Source organism: Dactylosporangium sp. CS-047395 (assembly GCF_050942185.1).
GTDB lineage: Bacteria > Actinomycetota > Actinomycetes > Mycobacteriales > Micromonosporaceae > Dactylosporangium.
The window spans coordinates 6,904,928-6,920,027 of sequence record NZ_CP192015.1; the positions used below are offsets into that span (position 1 = coordinate 6,904,928).

The window sequence follows — 15,100 nt, forward strand, 5'->3', positions numbered from 1 at the left end:
TGCTGTTCTCAGTTCCAGTACGCGGTCGACCAGTCGTCGCTCGACCAGTAGTGACCCGACCAGTAGTGCCCGGACCAGTAGTGGCCCGACCAGTAGTGACCGTCCCAGTCGGGATCCGTCCAGGTGGTGGCCCCGGTCCAGGGCTTGCCCGTCCAGGTCGCGGCGGCCCAGGTCTTCGAGGCCCAGGACGAGCCGGTCCAGCCGTCGCCGGCCACGCGGTAGCCCATCCAGGTGCCGCCCGTCCAGCTCGTCTGCGCCGCGCTCTTCGGGGCCCAGGCGGTGGGACTGAACGGGCCCCAGACGGTGTTGTCGCCGCTGAGTGCCACGTTGTCGCGCACCACGCGGCTGGTGCCGCGGGCGTCGTCGAGCTTGCCGTTGCCGGTGGACCGGTTCCAGCCGCTGGCCCACAGGCTCTGCGAGGCGAGCGCGCCGTTGAGGTTGATCTCCTTGGTGTTGCGCTGCATGGCCAGGCCGGACACGAAGCTGGAGGTCTGCGTCAGCACCGTCTTGACCTGGTCCGGCGTCAAGGTCGGGCGGGCCTGCAGGAGCAGCGCGATCGCGGCCGACGTGACCGCGGCCGCTTGCGAGCTGCCGGAGCCCTTCAGCAGGGTCGTGCCGACCTTCGCCGACGGGTAGGACAGGTCGACGTTCGAGCCGGGGTCGGCCAGCGAGAGAATCGACTCGCCCGGGACGAGCAGGTCGACACTGCGGTTGGTGCCGCCGATGGTGGCGAACGACGCGTAGTCGTCGTCGGCCGTGGTGACGGTGCCCTTCGTCGTGCCCGCGGCCACCGCGATGACGGCCGGGTCGCTGGCCGGGTCGCTCACCGTCAGGTCGCCGTTGCCGTCGTTGCCGGCCGCGGCCACGACGACGATGCCGTTGAGCCAGGCCTGCTCGACCGCGAACTGGACCGGGTCACTCCACGAGTTCGGGGTGCCCCCGGTGCCGTACGACAGGTTGATGATCCGGATCGGGTTGGCCGGGTCGTCGTTCTTGTGCTCGACGACCCAGTCGATCGCCGCGATCATCTGCGACACGTCGACGGCCCCGTTGGCCGTGCCGACCTTGATCGAGGTCAGCTTGGCCTTGGGCGCGATGCCGACGGTACCGGTCGCGGTGTCGTTGCCGACGATGATGCCGGCCATGTGCGTGCCGTGCCCGTACGTGTCCAGGTAGCGCAGGTCCGGATCCTGCGACTCGAAGGACAGGTCGGGCCCGTTGACGATCTGGGAGGCCGGCAACCCGGCCACGGGCGCGACGCCGGTGTCGATCAGCGCCACGCCGACGCCGGCGCCGGTCAGCCCGGCCGCCGCGCCGCTGGACGCGTTGATCACCTGACGAACCGTGGCCAGGGTGGTGCCGGTGCTGGTGCTGCTGCTGCCGAGCCAGGCGCTCGTCGCCCAGCCACCGTTGCCGACGGCGTGCTGCACTGGTGCTGCGGCCGCGCCGACTCCGGCGACCACGGCGGCCGCGGCCGTGAGGGCCGCAGCGATTCGGCGTCCTGCCGCCGCCCGCCGCCGCAAAGCAGATCTAGGCATGGGGTACTCCGTTCCCGCCGACGAACCTCACCGGCGCGAGATCAACAATGACCGCCCGCGCCCGCGAAATCACGCCCCGTGACCCGGTTCCGCCCACCCGGCCGCCCGTTCCGCCCAACCACCCGACGCGATGTCATCCGGCACCCGTCACCCTGCACCCGGCCTGCACCAGTCCTGCTCGCCCGTGGCAACGACCATCGGGTCCGGCGCACCCAACCGGCCGCGAAATCGCTCTGCCGGCGCAACGGCCGCATGCGACCGCCGCCCCGTCCGGTCGGTCACCCGGCGGCGGAATCGCCATCGGGTCGGACGGCGGCCCGGCGGCGGCGGTGGCGCTCGGCGAGCAGACCGCGAAATCGCTCTGCCGGCGCAACGGACACGCGCGATCGCCGCTCCGTCCCGTCGGTCACCCGGCGGCGGGATCGCCATCGGGTCGGACGGCGGCCCGGCGGCGGCGGTGGCGCTCGGCGAGCAGGCCGCCGGCGGTGAGCAGGACCAGCGTGGCCAGGGCGGCCCACATCGGCCAGGCGCCCGGCTGCCAGCCGTAGGCGCCCACCGTGACGTACGCCGTGGTCGCCGGCAGGATGCCCAGGGCGGTCCCCGCGATGAAGTCGCGCAGCCGGACCGTGGTGAGGCCGGCGACGTAGTTGACCGCGGTGAACGGGACGATCGGGATCAGCCGGGCGACGAGCACCGTGCGGAAGCCGCGGCGGCCGGTGAGCAGCGGGTCGAGGCGGTCGAGGCGGCCGCCGGTGAGCCAGCGGACGGTGTCGCGGCCGAGGAGCCGGCCCAGGTAGAAGGCGGCGACGGCGCCGAGCATGGCGCCGGCCACGACGATCAGCAGGCCCGGCGCGAGGCCGAACAGCGCGCCGGCGGCGAGGGTGAAGACGGTCTTCGGCAGCGGGGAGAGCGACACCGCCGCGTACAGGGCGCTGAAGGCCGGCGGCGCCCACCAGCCGAGCGCCTCGACCTGGGCGCGCAGGTGCTGCTGGTCGGGCACCCCGACGAGCAGCGCGGCCGCCACCACCAGCGCCACCAGCGCGAGCAGGCCGGCGGCGCGCAGCAGGCGGGCGCGAAGACTCATGATCCCCATCGTGCCCTGCCGCCCCACGCCCGGCACGGCGACGCGGGCGTTTCGTGGCCGAGGCCACCGATGACTACGCGCGGCGGGCGTGGATGAGGAACCGGTGCGCGCGGACGGTGATGCCGCCGCGGGCGTGCAGGCGTTCGAGCGCGTCGGCGTAGCGCGCCACGGTGAAGTCGCGCACCTGCCACGGTACCGCCCGCAGCTGGTACACCACGGCACCCACATCCGCAAACGCCAGCGGCGGGAACTCCTCGCGCACGTCCGTCACCCGCAGCCCGGCCGCCGTCAAGGCCCGCGCGGCGATCTCGGCGGTCCACGGCCGCGCGTAGGCCGGTGGCGCGCCGAGCGCAGCGTTCAGTTCCGCGCAGTCGGCGCTGCCGACCTGTTGCGTGAGCAGCTCGCCGCCGGGGCGCAGGACGCGCGCGACCTCGGCCGCGTCGAGCCGCCCGTGGCGATCGAGCACCAGGTCGACGCACGCATCCTCCAGCGGCAGCGTCACATCGGGGGCATGGCGCACCTCGACACCGAGCGGGGCGAGCCGTTCGCGCGCCACGGCGACGTTCGGCGCATAGCCCTCGGTGGCGATCGTGCCGCGCGGCGGGTGCAGCGACGCGAGCAGTTCACCGCCGCCGGTGTCGATGTCGAGCAGAGCCGCGCGCAGGTGCGCACGGGCCAGGTCCGGATACGACCACGACGGGTCCGAGCCGGTCGCGCGCCCCTCCAGCCAAGAAAAATCCCACCCCCGCAACGGTACTTCCGACGCCTCCGTCACCAGTCGCTCATACTCGTGCATGGGCCCAGACGGTACCGACGGGCGTCTGTTCGCGCGCGTCAATACGGTTCGGGGGTGCCATGCCGGTCAAGCTCGGCCGGGAGGTCCTCGCGGCCCTCGTCACCGCCGGCGTGTGCGCCGCCGCGGTCGCCGAGCCCGTGGTGGCCGACCCGCCGAGCACCGCGTACGCCGAGATCCTGCCCGCGCCGGTCTCCGCCCGGGCCGATCGCGGCGGGTTCACGATCGACCGGCACACCACGATCTCGGCCGGCCCGGGCGCGCGGGGCGTCGCCGATCACCTGGCCGGCATCCTGCGCCCCAGCACCGGCCGGCCGCTGCCGATCGTGCCCGCGGGCCGCCGCGGCAACACCATCGCGCTCACCATGGACGGGTCGGACGGGCCGCGCGAACGCTACCGCCTCGACGTCAACGGGCGCGGGGTGACGATCACCGCCGGCCGCGCCGACGGGCTGTTCGCGGGCGTGCAAACCCTCCGCCAGCTCGTGCACGGCCACACCGTCCCCGCCGGCAACGTCACCGATGCGCCGCGGTTCGCGTACCGCGGCGCGATGCTCGACGTCGCCCGGCATTACTTCACCGTGGCGCAGGTCGAGCGGTACATCGATGAGCTGGTGCAGTACAAAATCAGCGTCTTGCACTTGCACTTGACCGACGATCAGGGCTGGCGCCTGATGATCGACAGCTGGCCCCGGCTGGCGGCCGTCGGCGGCAGCACCGCGGTCGGCGGCGACCCCGGCGGCTACTACACGCAGGCGCAGTACCGCGCGATCGTCGAGTACGCCGCGAGCCGGTTCATGACCGTCATCCCCGAGATCGACATGCCCGGGCACGTGAACGCCGCGCTCGCCGCGTACCCGGAGCTCACCTGCGACGGGGTCGCGCCGCCGCTGTACACCGGCACGGGCGTCGGGTTCAGCTCGCTGTGCGTGCCGAAGGAGATCACGTACCAGTTCCTCGACGACGTGATCGGCGAGCTGGCCGCGCTGACTCCCGGCCCGTATCTGCACATCGGCGGCGACGAGGCGCACGCCACGAGCCGGGCCGACTACGTCACGTTCATGAACCGCGTCCAGGGCATCGTCGCCGCGCACGGCAAGCGCGTCCAGGCCTGGCACCAGATCGCGGCCGCCACGCCGCTTCCGGGCACGGTCGCGCAGTACTGGGGCACCACGAACGCCGAAGTCGCGGCCGCCACGGGTGTGGTGCTGTCGCCGGCGAACCTTGCGTACCTGGACATGAAGTACAACGACCGCACGCCGCTCGGGCAGGACTGGGCGGCCCTGATCGAGGTGCGCGACGCGTACGACTGGGACCCCGGCACCTACCTGCCCGACGTCCCGTCCTCGGCCGTCCGCGGCGTCGAGGCTCCACTGTGGACCGAAAACCTGCGCACGCCGGACGAGCTCGAGTACATGGCGTTCCCGCGGCTGGCGGCGATCGCCGAGCTGGGCTGGTCGCCGGCTTCGACGCACGACTGGGACGCGTTCAAGGTGCGCCTGGCCGCGCAGGCGCCCCGCTGGCGCGCGCAGGGCATCGACTTCTACCCGTCCACGCAGATCTCCTGGCGGTAGTGCGCCGCCGGGAGGCGCGTGCGGGTCGCCTGCATGCGGTCGATGACGACGGCCATGAAGCGGCGGGTCAGGTCGAGGCCGAACGCCGGGTCCGCGTCGCACAGGCCGCGCACCCCGGCGCCGTCCAGCGCGATGGCCAGCACCGGGCCGGCGGTGACGGCGCCGAAATGCCAGCGGTACGGCGGAAACAGCCACGACCAGCCGAGCACCGCACCCGGGCCGAGGGTCTCGATGACCACTCGCTCACCGCCCGGCAGGCGAGTGTCCAGGTCGACGAACCCCTCCCGGATGAGCCAGAACCGTTCGGCGCGGCCGTGCTCGTCGAAGATGCGCGTCCCCGCGCGGAACGGTGCGCGATGCGCCCACAGCGTGAGCCGCTCGACGTCGCGCGGCGGCAGACCGGTCAGGAACGGGTGCGCCGCCATGAGATCGTTGAGACTGATCATGCCCCCATCCTGCTCCGGAGCGGAGCAGGTGGGGCAGGGCCGAAGGTCCCGGGCACGAGGTGTCAGTTACCTGTAATACATGTCGTCGGCCTCGCCGGTCTTGTTCTTGGCCGGGCGCTGGGTGGCCAACGGCTTGCCGTGGTTGGCGAACGTGGTGTCCATGACGACCGCCGGCTTGTCCGTCTGCTCCATCTCGACGTGCACGGCGGTCACATTGCCCTGCGCGTCGACCTCCATGGTGAACGGCACGTCCTTGGTGTAGAAGGCGACGATCGACGGGTGGCCGACGGGCAGGAACTCGCCCTCGCCGGACATCGGGTCGAACAGTCCCTTGTAGGACGTCGGGCCGGTCTTCGTGGCCGAGACGATGCCGCTGGTGAACTGCGGCAGGCCGGTCGGGTTCTCCATGTCGACGCCGTCGTAGTCCGGGTGCTTGGCCCGGGCCAGGTCGAGGTGGACCCACTTGTCCTTCTCGTCGGCGCGGCTGTACAGGTCCTTGTCGAACACGATGCGGTGGATGTGCCCCGGGTACTTGCCGCCGGTGATGGTCACGTTCTCCTCGTAGATCTTGCCGGCGTGGTCGAAGCCGCCGCTCGCGTCGACCTTGCCGTCGTCCTCGGACGGCAGGTTGCTCACCACGTGGAAGGTGTACTGCGCGCTCATGAGCTTGGTGAGCGCCGCGACCACGTCGTCCTTGGCCGGCGGCGCGGCGGGCGAGCGGCTGACGCTGGGCGTGACGGCGGGGCGGACCGGGTCGGCCTCCGCATCGGGAAAGCCGAGGCAACCCGAGGTGGCGGCGGCCACCCCGGCCAGCACCAGGGCAGCGGCGAACGGCGTGTGACGTGGCATGTGGGCGTCCCCCCGTGGATCGAACCATCCAAATCAACGGTCGCCGACGATAACCCAGGTTCGCAACATGTCCCACCCGAAAACCATGTGGAGTCGACGGATAACGATGCGTGCATACGCGCACTAGCGTCGCCGCATGCGCACCGCCCTCCGAGCGGCCGTGGCCGCCACCACCGCGCTGGTCCTCGCGACCCTGCCCGCCACCGTGCCCGCCTCCGCCTCCGCCTCCCCCGAGGCCGCAGCCGCGGCCGCGGCCGCCGGCCTCAGCCGGTACCGCATCTCGTCGGTCTACGTCGCCGGCGTCTCGTCCGGCGGGTACATGGCGACCCAGCTCCAGGTCGCGTACTCCAGCCGCATCGCCGGCACCGCGGTCTTCGCCGCCGGTCCCTACTACTGCGCGCAGAACAACGTCGCCCAGGCGCTCAACGGCTGCGGCAACAACATCAGCCCGACGTACCTGAGCACGCTCGAGGCGGACACCCGCCTGTGGGCCACGTACGGCTGGATCGACCCCGTGCGCAACCTCGCCGGCAAGCCGGTCTACCTGTTCCACGGCAACGGCGACACGTCGGTCAAGAAGTCGGTGAACGACGACCTGGCCACGTACTTCCGCGACTTCGGCGCCTCGGTCCGCTACGACACCGCCTCGCCGGCCGGGCACGCCTGGGTCACCCCGTACGGGCCGGTGGCGTGCGCGTCGACCGCCTCGCCGTACCTGAACACCTGCGGCACCGACCCCCAGCGCGACCTGCTCACCAAGCTGTACGGTGCGGTGAGCGCCCCGAACACCGGCACCCCGCGCGGCACGAGGGTGCAGTTCAACCAGAGCACCTACGCGGTCAACGGATACGCGCCCGGTTTGAGCATGGACGGTTCCGGTTTCGTGTACGTCCCGAGCACCTGCGCCGCCGGCCAGTCCTGCCGCCTGCTCGTCGCGCTGCACGGTTGCGTGCAGGGCTACGGCGCGGTCGGCACCGCGTTCGTCGACAAGGCCAACCTGAACCAGTACGCCGACACGAACAACACCATCGTCCTGTACCCGCAGGCCGCCGCGTCCGCCGTGAACCCCAACGGGTGCTGGGACTGGTGGGGCTACCTCGGCGCCACGAACTACCCGATCAAGGGCGGCGCCCAGCTCGAAACCATCATGAACATGGTTCGCCAGCTCGGCGGCTGACCGTCACGCGCGGGCGGCGCGCACCTGCGCGCCGTCCGCGGTCAGGGCCGTTCGCGTGAGCGCCGCGCGCAGCTCCAGCCCCTCCGCGGCCAGGTTCGCCCGCCCGCCCTGCTCCCGGTCGATCGCGCAGACGACCGTCTCGATCAGCGCGCCGGACCCGCGCAGCATCGCGCACGACGCGAGCAGCGCCCCGCCGGTGGTGACGACGTCCTCGACCACGACGACCCGCCGCCCGTCGACCGGCCCGCCCTCGGCCGCGCGGGCCGTGCCGTAGGCCTTGGCCTCCTTGCGCACGAACACCGTCGGCACCCCGGTGAGCTGCGACATCACCGTCGCGATGGGGATGCCGCCCATGTCCATCCCGGCCAGCACGTCACACGGCGGCAGCAGCTCCACCATCGCCGCGGCCACCTCCCGCAGCAGCGCCGGCTGCCCCTCGAACAGATACTTGTCGAAGTACTCGTCGCTCACCTGCCCCGACCGCAGCCGAAACGTCCCGGTCAGATGGCAGGCGTCAGACACCCGGCGCGCAAGCGTGGTCATGCCGGCAGTATCTCAGTGCGGAAACGCGCGGGGGATGCGCACCTTGTCCCGGGCGTCGCGGAAGGCCTCGATCCGGCTGATCACCTGGCGGCGCCCGATCGTGTGCTCGATCCGGTCCAGATACAGGCAACGGGCGGCGAGCTTGTCCAGCTCGACGGTGAAATACATGGCCATGAGGGGATTCACGAACAACGAGCTGCCACTGGTACGCCCGGTGAAGCGCACATCCCCGAACGCCCCACCGATCGCGGCGGCGATCTGGCCCTGCACGATGCTCGGCCGCCGCGCCGTGGCATCGTGCGCGTAGGAGACGAGGTCGCGATACAGCAGGGCCTCGCGGCTGCCGGCCGGGATGGACAGTGCGCCGAGGTACCCGCCGTCCCGGGTCAGCGCGGCCAGGTTCTCCAGCACCTGCGAGTGGTTGACCCCGTCGTGGGCGTCGATGCCGAACCCGAGCGCGCTCACGAGCTTCACCGGCACGTCGAGCGCGGCCACCGCGGCGAGGCTGGTGATGTCCTCCACCGGCGTGCCCAGGTCGCTCTCGTCCCCGCGCAGCAGGATGTCGGTCCCGCCGTCGACGAGCACGATCGCGTCGACGCCCAACCGCGCGACCAGATACCGGTACGCCGCACGCAACGTCTGCACCCCGAGCGGCGGCAACGCGAACACCGTCGACGGCAGCCCGTGCTCGTCCAGCCAGCGGGCGAGGACGCCTTCCGGGAAGTACCAGTCGGTGGACACCGTTTCGGGCCGCACCTCGACGACGTGCTCGGCCACCCACGCGTCCCGGTCGATCAGTTCGAGCTCGGAGAACGACAGGCTCGCGAGGTGCACGGTCGCACCCCGCTCCCACAGCGCGAGCGCGAGCGGCAGCCCCGCGTACACGTCGAAGCCGCCACCCGCCCCCGCGATGAGGATGCTGCGCGCCGCACTGAGCGCGTCGAACAACGGCGGCACCCGCAACGAGACCATGAAGGCCCATTCTGCCCCGGAGTTCAGCTCTGGTAGACCCGCAGGTGCCACCACGGCAGCTCCTCGCCCCGCCGGCCGGTTCGCGGGACGGGGTCGGGCACCGTGCGCCGCTCGAACTCGTCGTCGAGGCGGTCCAGCAGCCGGCGCAGCTCCGTGGATGCCGCCGGTGGTAGGCGCCGGGCCATCTCCTCGAGCCCGTCGCGCACCACCGCCATGTCGTCGTACTGGCAGTCCCCGCACGAGCACTCCGCCGCCTCGAGCCACAGGACCCGGCCGGGCCGGCGCAGGAACCGGCGGTACCGCCGAAGCAAATAGGCGGTATGCCCGGGCCGGACGTGCTCGTTGTAGGGGTCGGGGTCATAGGCTGCCGCATCGGGCCCTTCGCGGCCGGTGCGACCGCTGACCTCGACCATGTGGATCAGGGCGGCCGTGGCGGGAGACAACCGGTCGACCGGCATGCCGGCCAACGCCCACGCGCGGACCCCACGCCGGTTACGCGGCACGGCCCTTTCGGTAGATCGTCATCCAGCTATCTTGGCACCACCCCGCTACCGGGGCAACCGGCCCAGGTGCCGGGCCAGGAACTGGTCGTCGATGCCGTGCCACCGGATGGTGCGGTGGTCGCCCGGGTTGGCGTGCAACGTCTTCTCGGGCGAGCCGAACGCGTCGAACAACGCCAGCGCGGACGCGCGGTCCACGTGCTCGTCGTCCCACGGCAGCAGGAACTGCACCGGCACCGTGACCAGCCGCGCCGCCGCCAGCAGCGGCGCGGACACCACGAACCCGGCGCCGAAGATCGCGGCCTTGATCCGTGGTTCCGCGGCGACCAGCGGAATCCCGATCGCCGTGCCGAGGGTGATGCCCCCGCCGTAGCCGATCGGGGCGGACTCGCCGATCTCCGGCAGTCGCTGCAGCGCGTCGAGCACGGCCCGCCACTCGGGCACGGCCCGCTCGGCCAGGTCGGCCCCGTAGGCGGCGCTCACCGCGGCCACCCGCTCGGTGGAGCCCGCGGCCATGGCCGCACCCAACTCGGCCCGGACCTGCTCGTCGCGCGCCGAACGGGGCCGGTCGCCGTGCCCGGGCGCGTCGATGGCGACCACGGAGAAGCCGAACCCGGTCACCAGCGCGCGGGCCCGCGCCACCTGTGCGGGCGCCCGCTTGTGCAGCCCGCCGCCGTGGCCCATCAGCACCAGCGGCGCGCCGGGCGTCGAGGACCACAGCACCCCGGGCACGTCCCCGAGGACGAAGTCACGTTCCTGAACACCATCGGACGAGGTTGAGGCAGTGAAGTACAAGCGCAGGCCCTTCGACGCGAACGGAGCGCAGGCTAACGCCGCTGACCACCGTGGCGCCATGGGTTTTCGATCAGGACGGCGGGCCGGAGCGGTGTCCGGCCCGCCGGAACAGCAGGCGTTCAGCAGCTCAGGTTGCCGCCGGCGGGGACGCCGAGGATGCCGACGAACTGGTTGTAGAGGTTGATGCGGCTCTGCACCTGCGCGGGGTTGCCGCCGTTGCACTCGATGCTGTTGATCGCGCGGATGGTGGTGCCGAAGCCCTGGCCGTTGATCATCGCGTTGTGGGACGTGGTGCCGGCGTTGCCGGTGCCGGTCATCCAGTACCAGAGGCCGGTCTGCCACGAGATCGACGAGTTCGTGCCGACCAAACCCGGGTTGTTGAGCAGGTCGACGCCGAGCGCGTCACCGGCCGCCTTGTAGTTGAAGTTCCACGACAGCTGGATCGGGCCGCGGCCGTGGTAGGCGGATTGGCCGGCCGGGCAGCCGTAGGGCTGGCTGTAGTCGCAGTAGTGCGGCCAGTTGGCGGTGTTGATCTCGTCGATGTAGACCAGGCCGCCGGTCTCGTGGGAGACGTTGGCCAGGAACGCGGCGGCCTCCTGCTTCTTGACCGTGTCGCTGCCGCTGGTCGCGAAGGCCGGGTACTTCTTCATCGCGTCGGTCAGCCCGGCGTAGGTGTAGAAGCCGTTGCGGCCCGGGAACATCTGGTTGAACTGGGCCTCGCTCACCACGAAGCCGGTCGTACCGCCGCCGCCGCCGGTGTCGCCACCGCCGCCGCACGTGGTCGGCGACCAGAACCAGGTGCTGATGGTCGGGTCGTAGCCGGGGTTCTCGTGCGTCGCCACGTAGTAGAGCCCGTTGGTGTACCGCACGACCGCGCCCACCCCGTACCACTGCCCGGCCACCCAGTTCGGGGCGCTGCAGGTGCCGCCGCCGCCCCCGCCCGTGCTGCCGCCGCAGGAGCCGTTGTCGGCCCACACGCCGGACCCGCCGGTGCTCGGGGTCTCGTACTGCGTCCACCACTTCGCGGTCCAGTTGTGGCCGTTGTACGAGGCCTGCATGCCGCCGGTGTACACCGTGCTGCTGACGAAGGCCGGCGCGCAGGCGGCCGCGCTGGCCTCGGTCGCGGGGAGGATCGCGGCCGCGGCGGCGGCGATCGCGAGGCCCGCCGTCGCCACGAACGCGAGGAGTCGTTTTCTGGGCATGGAGAGTTGACCTTCCCGGGAGAACGGGCGATCGATGCATGGACGACTGTCCATACCAATATGTAAACAAAACTTCTTCATTTGTAAAGACTGTTACCTGATTACGCGGAACGGGCCGCCACCGAACCCGAATTGGCCTGCGACAACACCGGCCCGGTCGGCGAGGCTCGAACCATGCGCCTGCTGCTGCCCCTGCCCAAAGACCGCCCGGCCCGGCGCTGGAGCATGCTCCTGGGCGGCCTGGCCCTCTACGGGCTCAGCAGCGGCCTGATCATCCAGGCCGGCCTCGGCGTCGACCCGTGGGACGTGTTGCACCAGGGCCTCGCCCGCACCCTCGGCGGCCAGGTCGGCACCTGGGCCATCCTGGCCAGCGTCGCGGTCCTGCTGCTGTGGCTGCCGCTGCGCGCCCGCTACGGCGTCGGCACCCTCGCCAACGCCGTCCTGATCGGCCTCGGCATCAACGCCACCATGTGGCTCGTGCCCGCCCCGCACAACCTGGCCCTCAAGGCCCTCATGCTCGTCGTGGCGATCCTGCTCAACGCGTTCGCCACCGGCCTGTACATCGGCGCCGGCTTCGGCCCCGGCCCCCGCGACGGCCTGACCACCGCGATCGCCGCCCGCGGCCACTCGATCCGCCTGGTCCGCACCGTCATCGAGGTGACCGTCCTGGCCGTCGGGTGGCTGCTCGGCGGCTCGGTCGGCATCGGCACCGTGCTCTACGCCATCTCCATCGGCCCGCTGACCCACATCACGATCCCCCGCCTGCGCCCGCGCGAGGCGGTCGCCGAGGCGCGCTAGGCCGGATGCTTCCGCTCGTCCGAAGCGCCCGCGATCACCGTGGCCAGGGCGGCGCCGTCGTCGGCCGGAGGCGTTCCCTCGGCCGCCGATTCGTCCTCTTCCGCCGGGGCCGGGCCGACGGCCGAGGCCAGCAGCGCCGAGTTCGGGATGTTGAGCGGGCCGTCCTTGGTCTCCAGCACGGTGTACAGCAACCCGGCCGACACGATCACGCCCCGGTGCGGCCCGTTGAGCGCACCCGACATGACCCGCACCTCCTGCCCGGGCACATACGGCCGGGCGAAGAGCAGTACCAGCCCCGCGAAGAGGTTCCCGAGCACCGGCTGGGCCGCGAGGCCGACGACGATGCCGGTGATCGCCCCACCCACGAGAACCTGCCGCAGTTGTACTCCCAGCAGGTCGCACGTCGCCAGCACGGCGATTAGATACCCGCCCAGCAGCACGAACAGCCGCAGCGGAGTGCCCGCCGCGGCGCCGGCCCGGGCGACGGCGATCCGCTGCACCTCGCGCGCCGCGGTGCGGCTCGCGGCCAGGCCGAAGATGGCCGTGAACAGCGCGCAGCCGTAGGCGATCAGCCGGGCCCGCCACGACTCCGCGTGCACGCCGCCGATGTCGTGGCCGGTGATCAGGAAAATCAGCGCCAGCAGGCCGAAGACGATGGTCTTGCGGAAGTCCGGGCGCACCTTGAGCTCGATGGCGCGCAGCCCGGCGAACGCGTGTGACTCATGGGACGTGTCCTGCGTCACCCGCCGCCGCGTCAACCAGCCCATCCGGTACCTCCCACGCTCCGTAACCGCCGCCCGCGACCCTACCGCGCCGCGGGAGCAGTCCGCGGAACCGGCATGATGGGGCCATGACCCCCGCCGAGGCCCTGCTCCTGCTCGGCGGCGGGCTGGTCGCCGGCACCGTCAACGCCATCGCCGGCGGCGGGTCGCTCATCACGTTCCCGCTGCTCGTCGGCCTCGGCCTGCCCGGCGTGGCGGCGAACGTCAGCAACGCGCTGTCGGTCGCGCCCGGGTACGCCGCGAGCGTCGCCGGCAGCCGCCCCGACCTCGAGGGCCAGGGCCGCCGCATCCGCACCATCCTGCCCACGATCGTGGTCGGCACCCTGTGCGGGAGCGCGCTGCTGCTGTTCACGCCGCACGAGGTCTTCGACGTCGTGGTGCCGTTCCTGCTGCTGGGCGCGGCCGCGATGATGGCGCTGCAGCGCAAGCTCCGCGCGGCCACGCAGCGCAGCGGGAAGCCGGCCATGCTGCACCTGGCGGTCTTCGGCTGCGGCCTCTACGGCGGGTACTTCAACGCCGCCATGGGCATCCTGCTCGTCTCCTTCCTCGCCCTGGTGCTCGACGAGCCGATGCGCCGGCTCAGCGCGCTCAAGAACGTCTTCTCGGCCGTCGTCGGCGCCACCACCGTCCTGCTCTACAGCGCGTTCGGGCCGGTCAACTGGGCGGCGGTCGGCGTGCTCGCCCCGGCCACCATCGCCGGCGGCTACCTCGGCGCCCGCGTCGCCCGGAAGCTGCCCGGCGAGGTCCTGCGCTGGACCATCGTGGTCTTCGCCACCGCGGTGGCCGTGGTGCTGTTCATCACGTAGACGTCGGATCAAGGACTCCTGCCTTGGGAGACCACGGCCCGCGATCCGTCGGCCGAAGGCGAGGCCTCCAGCGGCCTCGCCTTCGACTCCGTCATTGGGCCGCGCGGCGGTCCCGCCTAATCAGGGGCAGCGCCGGGAGCATGAGGGCGGCGGTGAGCAGGAATGTGGCCGGGTAGCCGACCGAGGCCACGATCAGCCCGGCGGCCATCGCGCCGGCGGCCATGCCCAGGTCGTACGCGGTGTTCCAGATGGCGCTCACGGTGTTCTCCCCGCCGGCCGGGACCCGGTTGAACATGACGGTCAGCGTGGCGTTCTGCAGCACCCCGAAGCCCGCGCCGAGCACCAGCGAGCCGAGCACCAGTGCGGCCGGGCTGTCCACCAGGGCCAGGGCGGCGGTGCCGGCGGCGGCCATCAGCAGGCCGGGGGTGAACAGCCGGGCCGGGCCGCGGCGGTCGCCGAGCCGGCCCGCGAGCCAGCGCGCCGCCGTCGCCGCGGCCGGTTGGGCCAGCAGCGCCGCCGGGGCCACCCAGGCGGGCAGGCCGGCCGCGGCCAGCGGCAGGTAGGTCACGATCACGCCGACCGCGGTGGTCGACGCGGCGAAGATCAGGGCCGGGCGGGTCAGGGCCGGGCTGCGCAGCCCCGCCCGCAGGCCGTGGCCCTCCGGGGTCGCGGCGGCCCGGCCCGGCAGGCCCGGCACCGACAGCAGCGCCGCCAGGGTGCACACGGCGGTGGTGACGAACACCGGGCCGAAGCCCCACCGGGTCGCCGCCCACACCCCCAGCGGCAGCGCGATCAGGCTGGTCACGCCGCTCACCACGCCGAGCAGGGCCAGGCCCTCGCCGCGCCGCTCGGCCGGCACGAGACTGGCGGTGAGGGCGCCGCCGGCGACGGTACAAATGGCGAATCCGGCGCCCCGGACGAGGCTGACGGCGATGATCACGGCCGGGGCGGTGGCGAAGGCCAGGATCACCGTCGGCGCGCCGAGCAGGAACAGTCCCGCCGCGAGCGACCAGCGGTAGCCGGCCCGGGCCACCAGCCGCGGGGTCAGCAGTTCCACCACGACCGTCGCCACCAGCAGCGCGACGGTGGCCAGGCCGGCGCCCCCGGACGAGCCGGCGAGCATCGGCACCACGGACAGGGGCAGGTAGAAGCCGACCGCGGAGCCGGCGATGGAGACCAGGCGCAGCAGCAGCGGGCGGGTGACGAGGCGGGGTCGGGCGAGTTCCACGGTCATGCCATCG

At 72.4% G+C, this 15,100-nt stretch carries 16 protein-coding genes; 4 read left to right on the forward strand and 12 right to left on the reverse strand.

Annotated elements, in window-relative coordinates; genetic code table 11:
* Positions 1-8: 8 nt before the first annotated feature.
* From ACQP00_RS32495 to ACQP00_RS32505, 3 genes are all read right to left on the reverse strand, one after another.
* Positions 9-1,538, reverse strand: coding sequence for a S8 family serine peptidase (locus ACQP00_RS32495; protein WP_433202516.1), 1,530 nt, complete (start codon positions 1,536-1,538; stop codon positions 9-11).
* Positions 1,539-1,944: 406 nt separating this feature from the next.
* Entirely contained in the window at positions 1,945-2,622 is a 678-nt protein-coding gene (locus ACQP00_RS32500) for a TVP38/TMEM64 family protein (RefSeq protein ID WP_433202519.1), read from the reverse strand.
* Between the two features lie 73 nt (positions 2,623-2,695).
* Complete coding sequence (locus ACQP00_RS32505; protein ID WP_433202522.1) at positions 2,696-3,418, reverse strand: methyltransferase domain-containing protein; 723 nt, start codon at positions 3,416-3,418, stop codon at positions 2,696-2,698.
* Positions 3,419-3,477: 59 nt separating this feature from the next.
* Here ACQP00_RS32505 and ACQP00_RS32510 point away from each other — a divergent pair, with 59 nt between their 5' ends.
* Positions 3,478-4,989, forward strand: coding sequence for a beta-N-acetylhexosaminidase (locus tag ACQP00_RS32510; protein WP_433202525.1), 1,512 nt, complete (start codon positions 3,478-3,480; stop codon positions 4,987-4,989).
* On the opposite strand, the gene ACQP00_RS32515 is transcribed toward ACQP00_RS32510, so the two are convergent.
* Both ACQP00_RS32515 and ACQP00_RS32520 read right to left on the reverse strand, forming a co-directional pair.
* A complete protein-coding gene (locus ACQP00_RS32515) occupies positions 4,959-5,435 on the reverse strand; it encodes a Crp/Fnr family transcriptional regulator (protein ID WP_433202528.1) in 477 nt (158 codons plus the stop codon). The genes ACQP00_RS32510 and ACQP00_RS32515 overlap by 31 nt on opposite strands.
* 66 nt (positions 5,436-5,501) lie before the next feature.
* Complete coding sequence (locus ACQP00_RS32520; RefSeq protein WP_433202531.1) at positions 5,502-6,284, reverse strand: hypothetical protein; 783 nt, start codon at positions 6,282-6,284, stop codon at positions 5,502-5,504.
* A gap of 136 nt (positions 6,285-6,420) precedes the next feature.
* On the opposite strand from ACQP00_RS32520, the gene ACQP00_RS32525 reads away from it, so the two are divergent.
* Entirely contained in the window at positions 6,421-7,461 is a 1,041-nt protein-coding gene (locus ACQP00_RS32525) for an extracellular catalytic domain type 2 short-chain-length polyhydroxyalkanoate depolymerase (protein ID WP_433202533.1), read from the forward strand.
* Between the two features lie 3 nt (positions 7,462-7,464).
* On the opposite strand, the gene pyrE is transcribed toward ACQP00_RS32525, so the two are convergent.
* From pyrE to ACQP00_RS32550, 5 genes are all read right to left on the reverse strand, one after another.
* A complete protein-coding gene (pyrE, locus tag ACQP00_RS32530; RefSeq protein ID WP_433202536.1) occupies positions 7,465-8,004 on the reverse strand; it encodes an orotate phosphoribosyltransferase in 540 nt (179 codons plus the stop codon).
* Positions 8,005-8,016: 12 nt separating this feature from the next.
* On the reverse strand, positions 8,017-8,976 hold the full coding sequence (locus ACQP00_RS32535; protein ID WP_433202539.1) for a DUF1152 domain-containing protein: 960 nt from the start codon (positions 8,974-8,976) through the stop codon (positions 8,017-8,019).
* A gap of 23 nt (positions 8,977-8,999) precedes the next feature.
* On the reverse strand, positions 9,000-9,479 hold the full coding sequence (locus tag ACQP00_RS32540; protein ID WP_433202542.1) for a hypothetical protein: 480 nt from the start codon (positions 9,477-9,479) through the stop codon (positions 9,000-9,002).
* 45 nt (positions 9,480-9,524) lie between these two features.
* Positions 9,525-10,208, reverse strand: a complete 684-nt coding sequence (locus ACQP00_RS32545) for an alpha/beta hydrolase (RefSeq protein WP_433202545.1) — start codon at positions 10,206-10,208, stop codon at positions 9,525-9,527.
* 182 nt (positions 10,209-10,390) lie between these two features.
* Positions 10,391-11,473: a glycoside hydrolase family 19 protein gene (locus ACQP00_RS32550; RefSeq protein ID WP_433202548.1), complete on the reverse strand. Its 1,083-nt coding sequence runs from the start codon at positions 11,471-11,473 to the stop codon at positions 10,391-10,393.
* Between the two features lie 174 nt (positions 11,474-11,647).
* Between ACQP00_RS32550 and ACQP00_RS32555 the strand changes: the two genes are divergently transcribed.
* The gene (locus ACQP00_RS32555; RefSeq protein ID WP_433202551.1) at positions 11,648-12,271 is read left to right on the forward strand and encodes a YczE/YyaS/YitT family protein; all 624 of its coding nucleotides are present in this window, start codon (positions 11,648-11,650) and stop codon (positions 12,269-12,271) included.
* On the opposite strand, the gene ACQP00_RS32560 is transcribed toward ACQP00_RS32555, so the two are convergent.
* Complete coding sequence (locus ACQP00_RS32560) at positions 12,268-13,038, reverse strand: mechanosensitive ion channel family protein (RefSeq protein WP_433202554.1); 771 nt, start codon at positions 13,036-13,038, stop codon at positions 12,268-12,270. The two genes, ACQP00_RS32555 and ACQP00_RS32560, sit on opposite strands and share 4 nt — an antisense overlap.
* Before the next feature lie 83 nt (positions 13,039-13,121).
* Here ACQP00_RS32560 and ACQP00_RS32565 point away from each other — a divergent pair, with 83 nt between their 5' ends.
* A complete protein-coding gene (locus tag ACQP00_RS32565; RefSeq protein WP_433202557.1) occupies positions 13,122-13,859 on the forward strand; it encodes a sulfite exporter TauE/SafE family protein in 738 nt (245 codons plus the stop codon).
* Positions 13,860-13,950: 91 nt separating this feature from the next.
* Here the strand turns inward: ACQP00_RS32565 and ACQP00_RS32570 are convergent, their stop codons facing one another.
* Positions 13,951-15,093: an MFS transporter gene (locus tag ACQP00_RS32570; protein WP_433202560.1), complete on the reverse strand. Its 1,143-nt coding sequence runs from the start codon at positions 15,091-15,093 to the stop codon at positions 13,951-13,953.
* Positions 15,094-15,100 lie beyond the last annotated feature (7 nt).

Bases quoted from the DNA above. Each gene is read 5' to 3' on its own strand.
- ACQP00_RS32510 (WP_433202525.1), top strand. From the start codon at position 3,478: ATGCCGGTCAAGCTCGGCCGGGAGGTCCTCGCGGCCCTCGTCACCGCC.
- ACQP00_RS32560 (WP_433202554.1), bottom strand. From the start codon at position 13,038: ATGGGCTGGTTGACGCGGCGGCGGGTGACGCAGGACACGTCCCATGAG.
- pyrE (WP_433202536.1), bottom strand. From the start codon at position 8,004: ATGACCACGCTTGCGCGCCGGGTGTCTGACGCCTGCCATCTGACCGGG.
- ACQP00_RS32520 (WP_433202531.1), bottom strand. From the start codon at position 6,284: ATGCCACGTCACACGCCGTTCGCCGCTGCCCTGGTGCTGGCCGGGGTG.
- ACQP00_RS32525 (WP_433202533.1), top strand. From the start codon at position 6,421: ATGCGCACCGCCCTCCGAGCGGCCGTGGCCGCCACCACCGCGCTGGTC.
- ACQP00_RS32555 (WP_433202551.1), top strand. From the start codon at position 11,648: ATGCGCCTGCTGCTGCCCCTGCCCAAAGACCGCCCGGCCCGGCGCTGG.
- ACQP00_RS32570 (WP_433202560.1), bottom strand. From the start codon at position 15,093: ATGACCGTGGAACTCGCCCGACCCCGCCTCGTCACCCGCCCGCTGCTG.
- ACQP00_RS32515 (WP_433202528.1), bottom strand. From the start codon at position 5,435: ATGATCAGTCTCAACGATCTCATGGCGGCGCACCCGTTCCTGACCGGT.
- ACQP00_RS32505 (WP_433202522.1), bottom strand. From the start codon at position 3,418: ATGCACGAGTATGAGCGACTGGTGACGGAGGCGTCGGAAGTACCGTTG.
- ACQP00_RS32535 (WP_433202539.1), bottom strand. From the start codon at position 8,976: ATGGTCTCGTTGCGGGTGCCGCCGTTGTTCGACGCGCTCAGTGCGGCG.
- ACQP00_RS32495 (WP_433202516.1), bottom strand. From the start codon at position 1,538: ATGCCTAGATCTGCTTTGCGGCGGCGGGCGGCGGCAGGACGCCGAATC.
- ACQP00_RS32550 (WP_433202548.1), bottom strand. From the start codon at position 11,473: ATGCCCAGAAAACGACTCCTCGCGTTCGTGGCGACGGCGGGCCTCGCG.
- ACQP00_RS32500 (WP_433202519.1), bottom strand. From the start codon at position 2,622: ATGAGTCTTCGCGCCCGCCTGCTGCGCGCCGCCGGCCTGCTCGCGCTG.
- ACQP00_RS32565 (WP_433202557.1), top strand. From the start codon at position 13,122: ATGACCCCCGCCGAGGCCCTGCTCCTGCTCGGCGGCGGGCTGGTCGCC.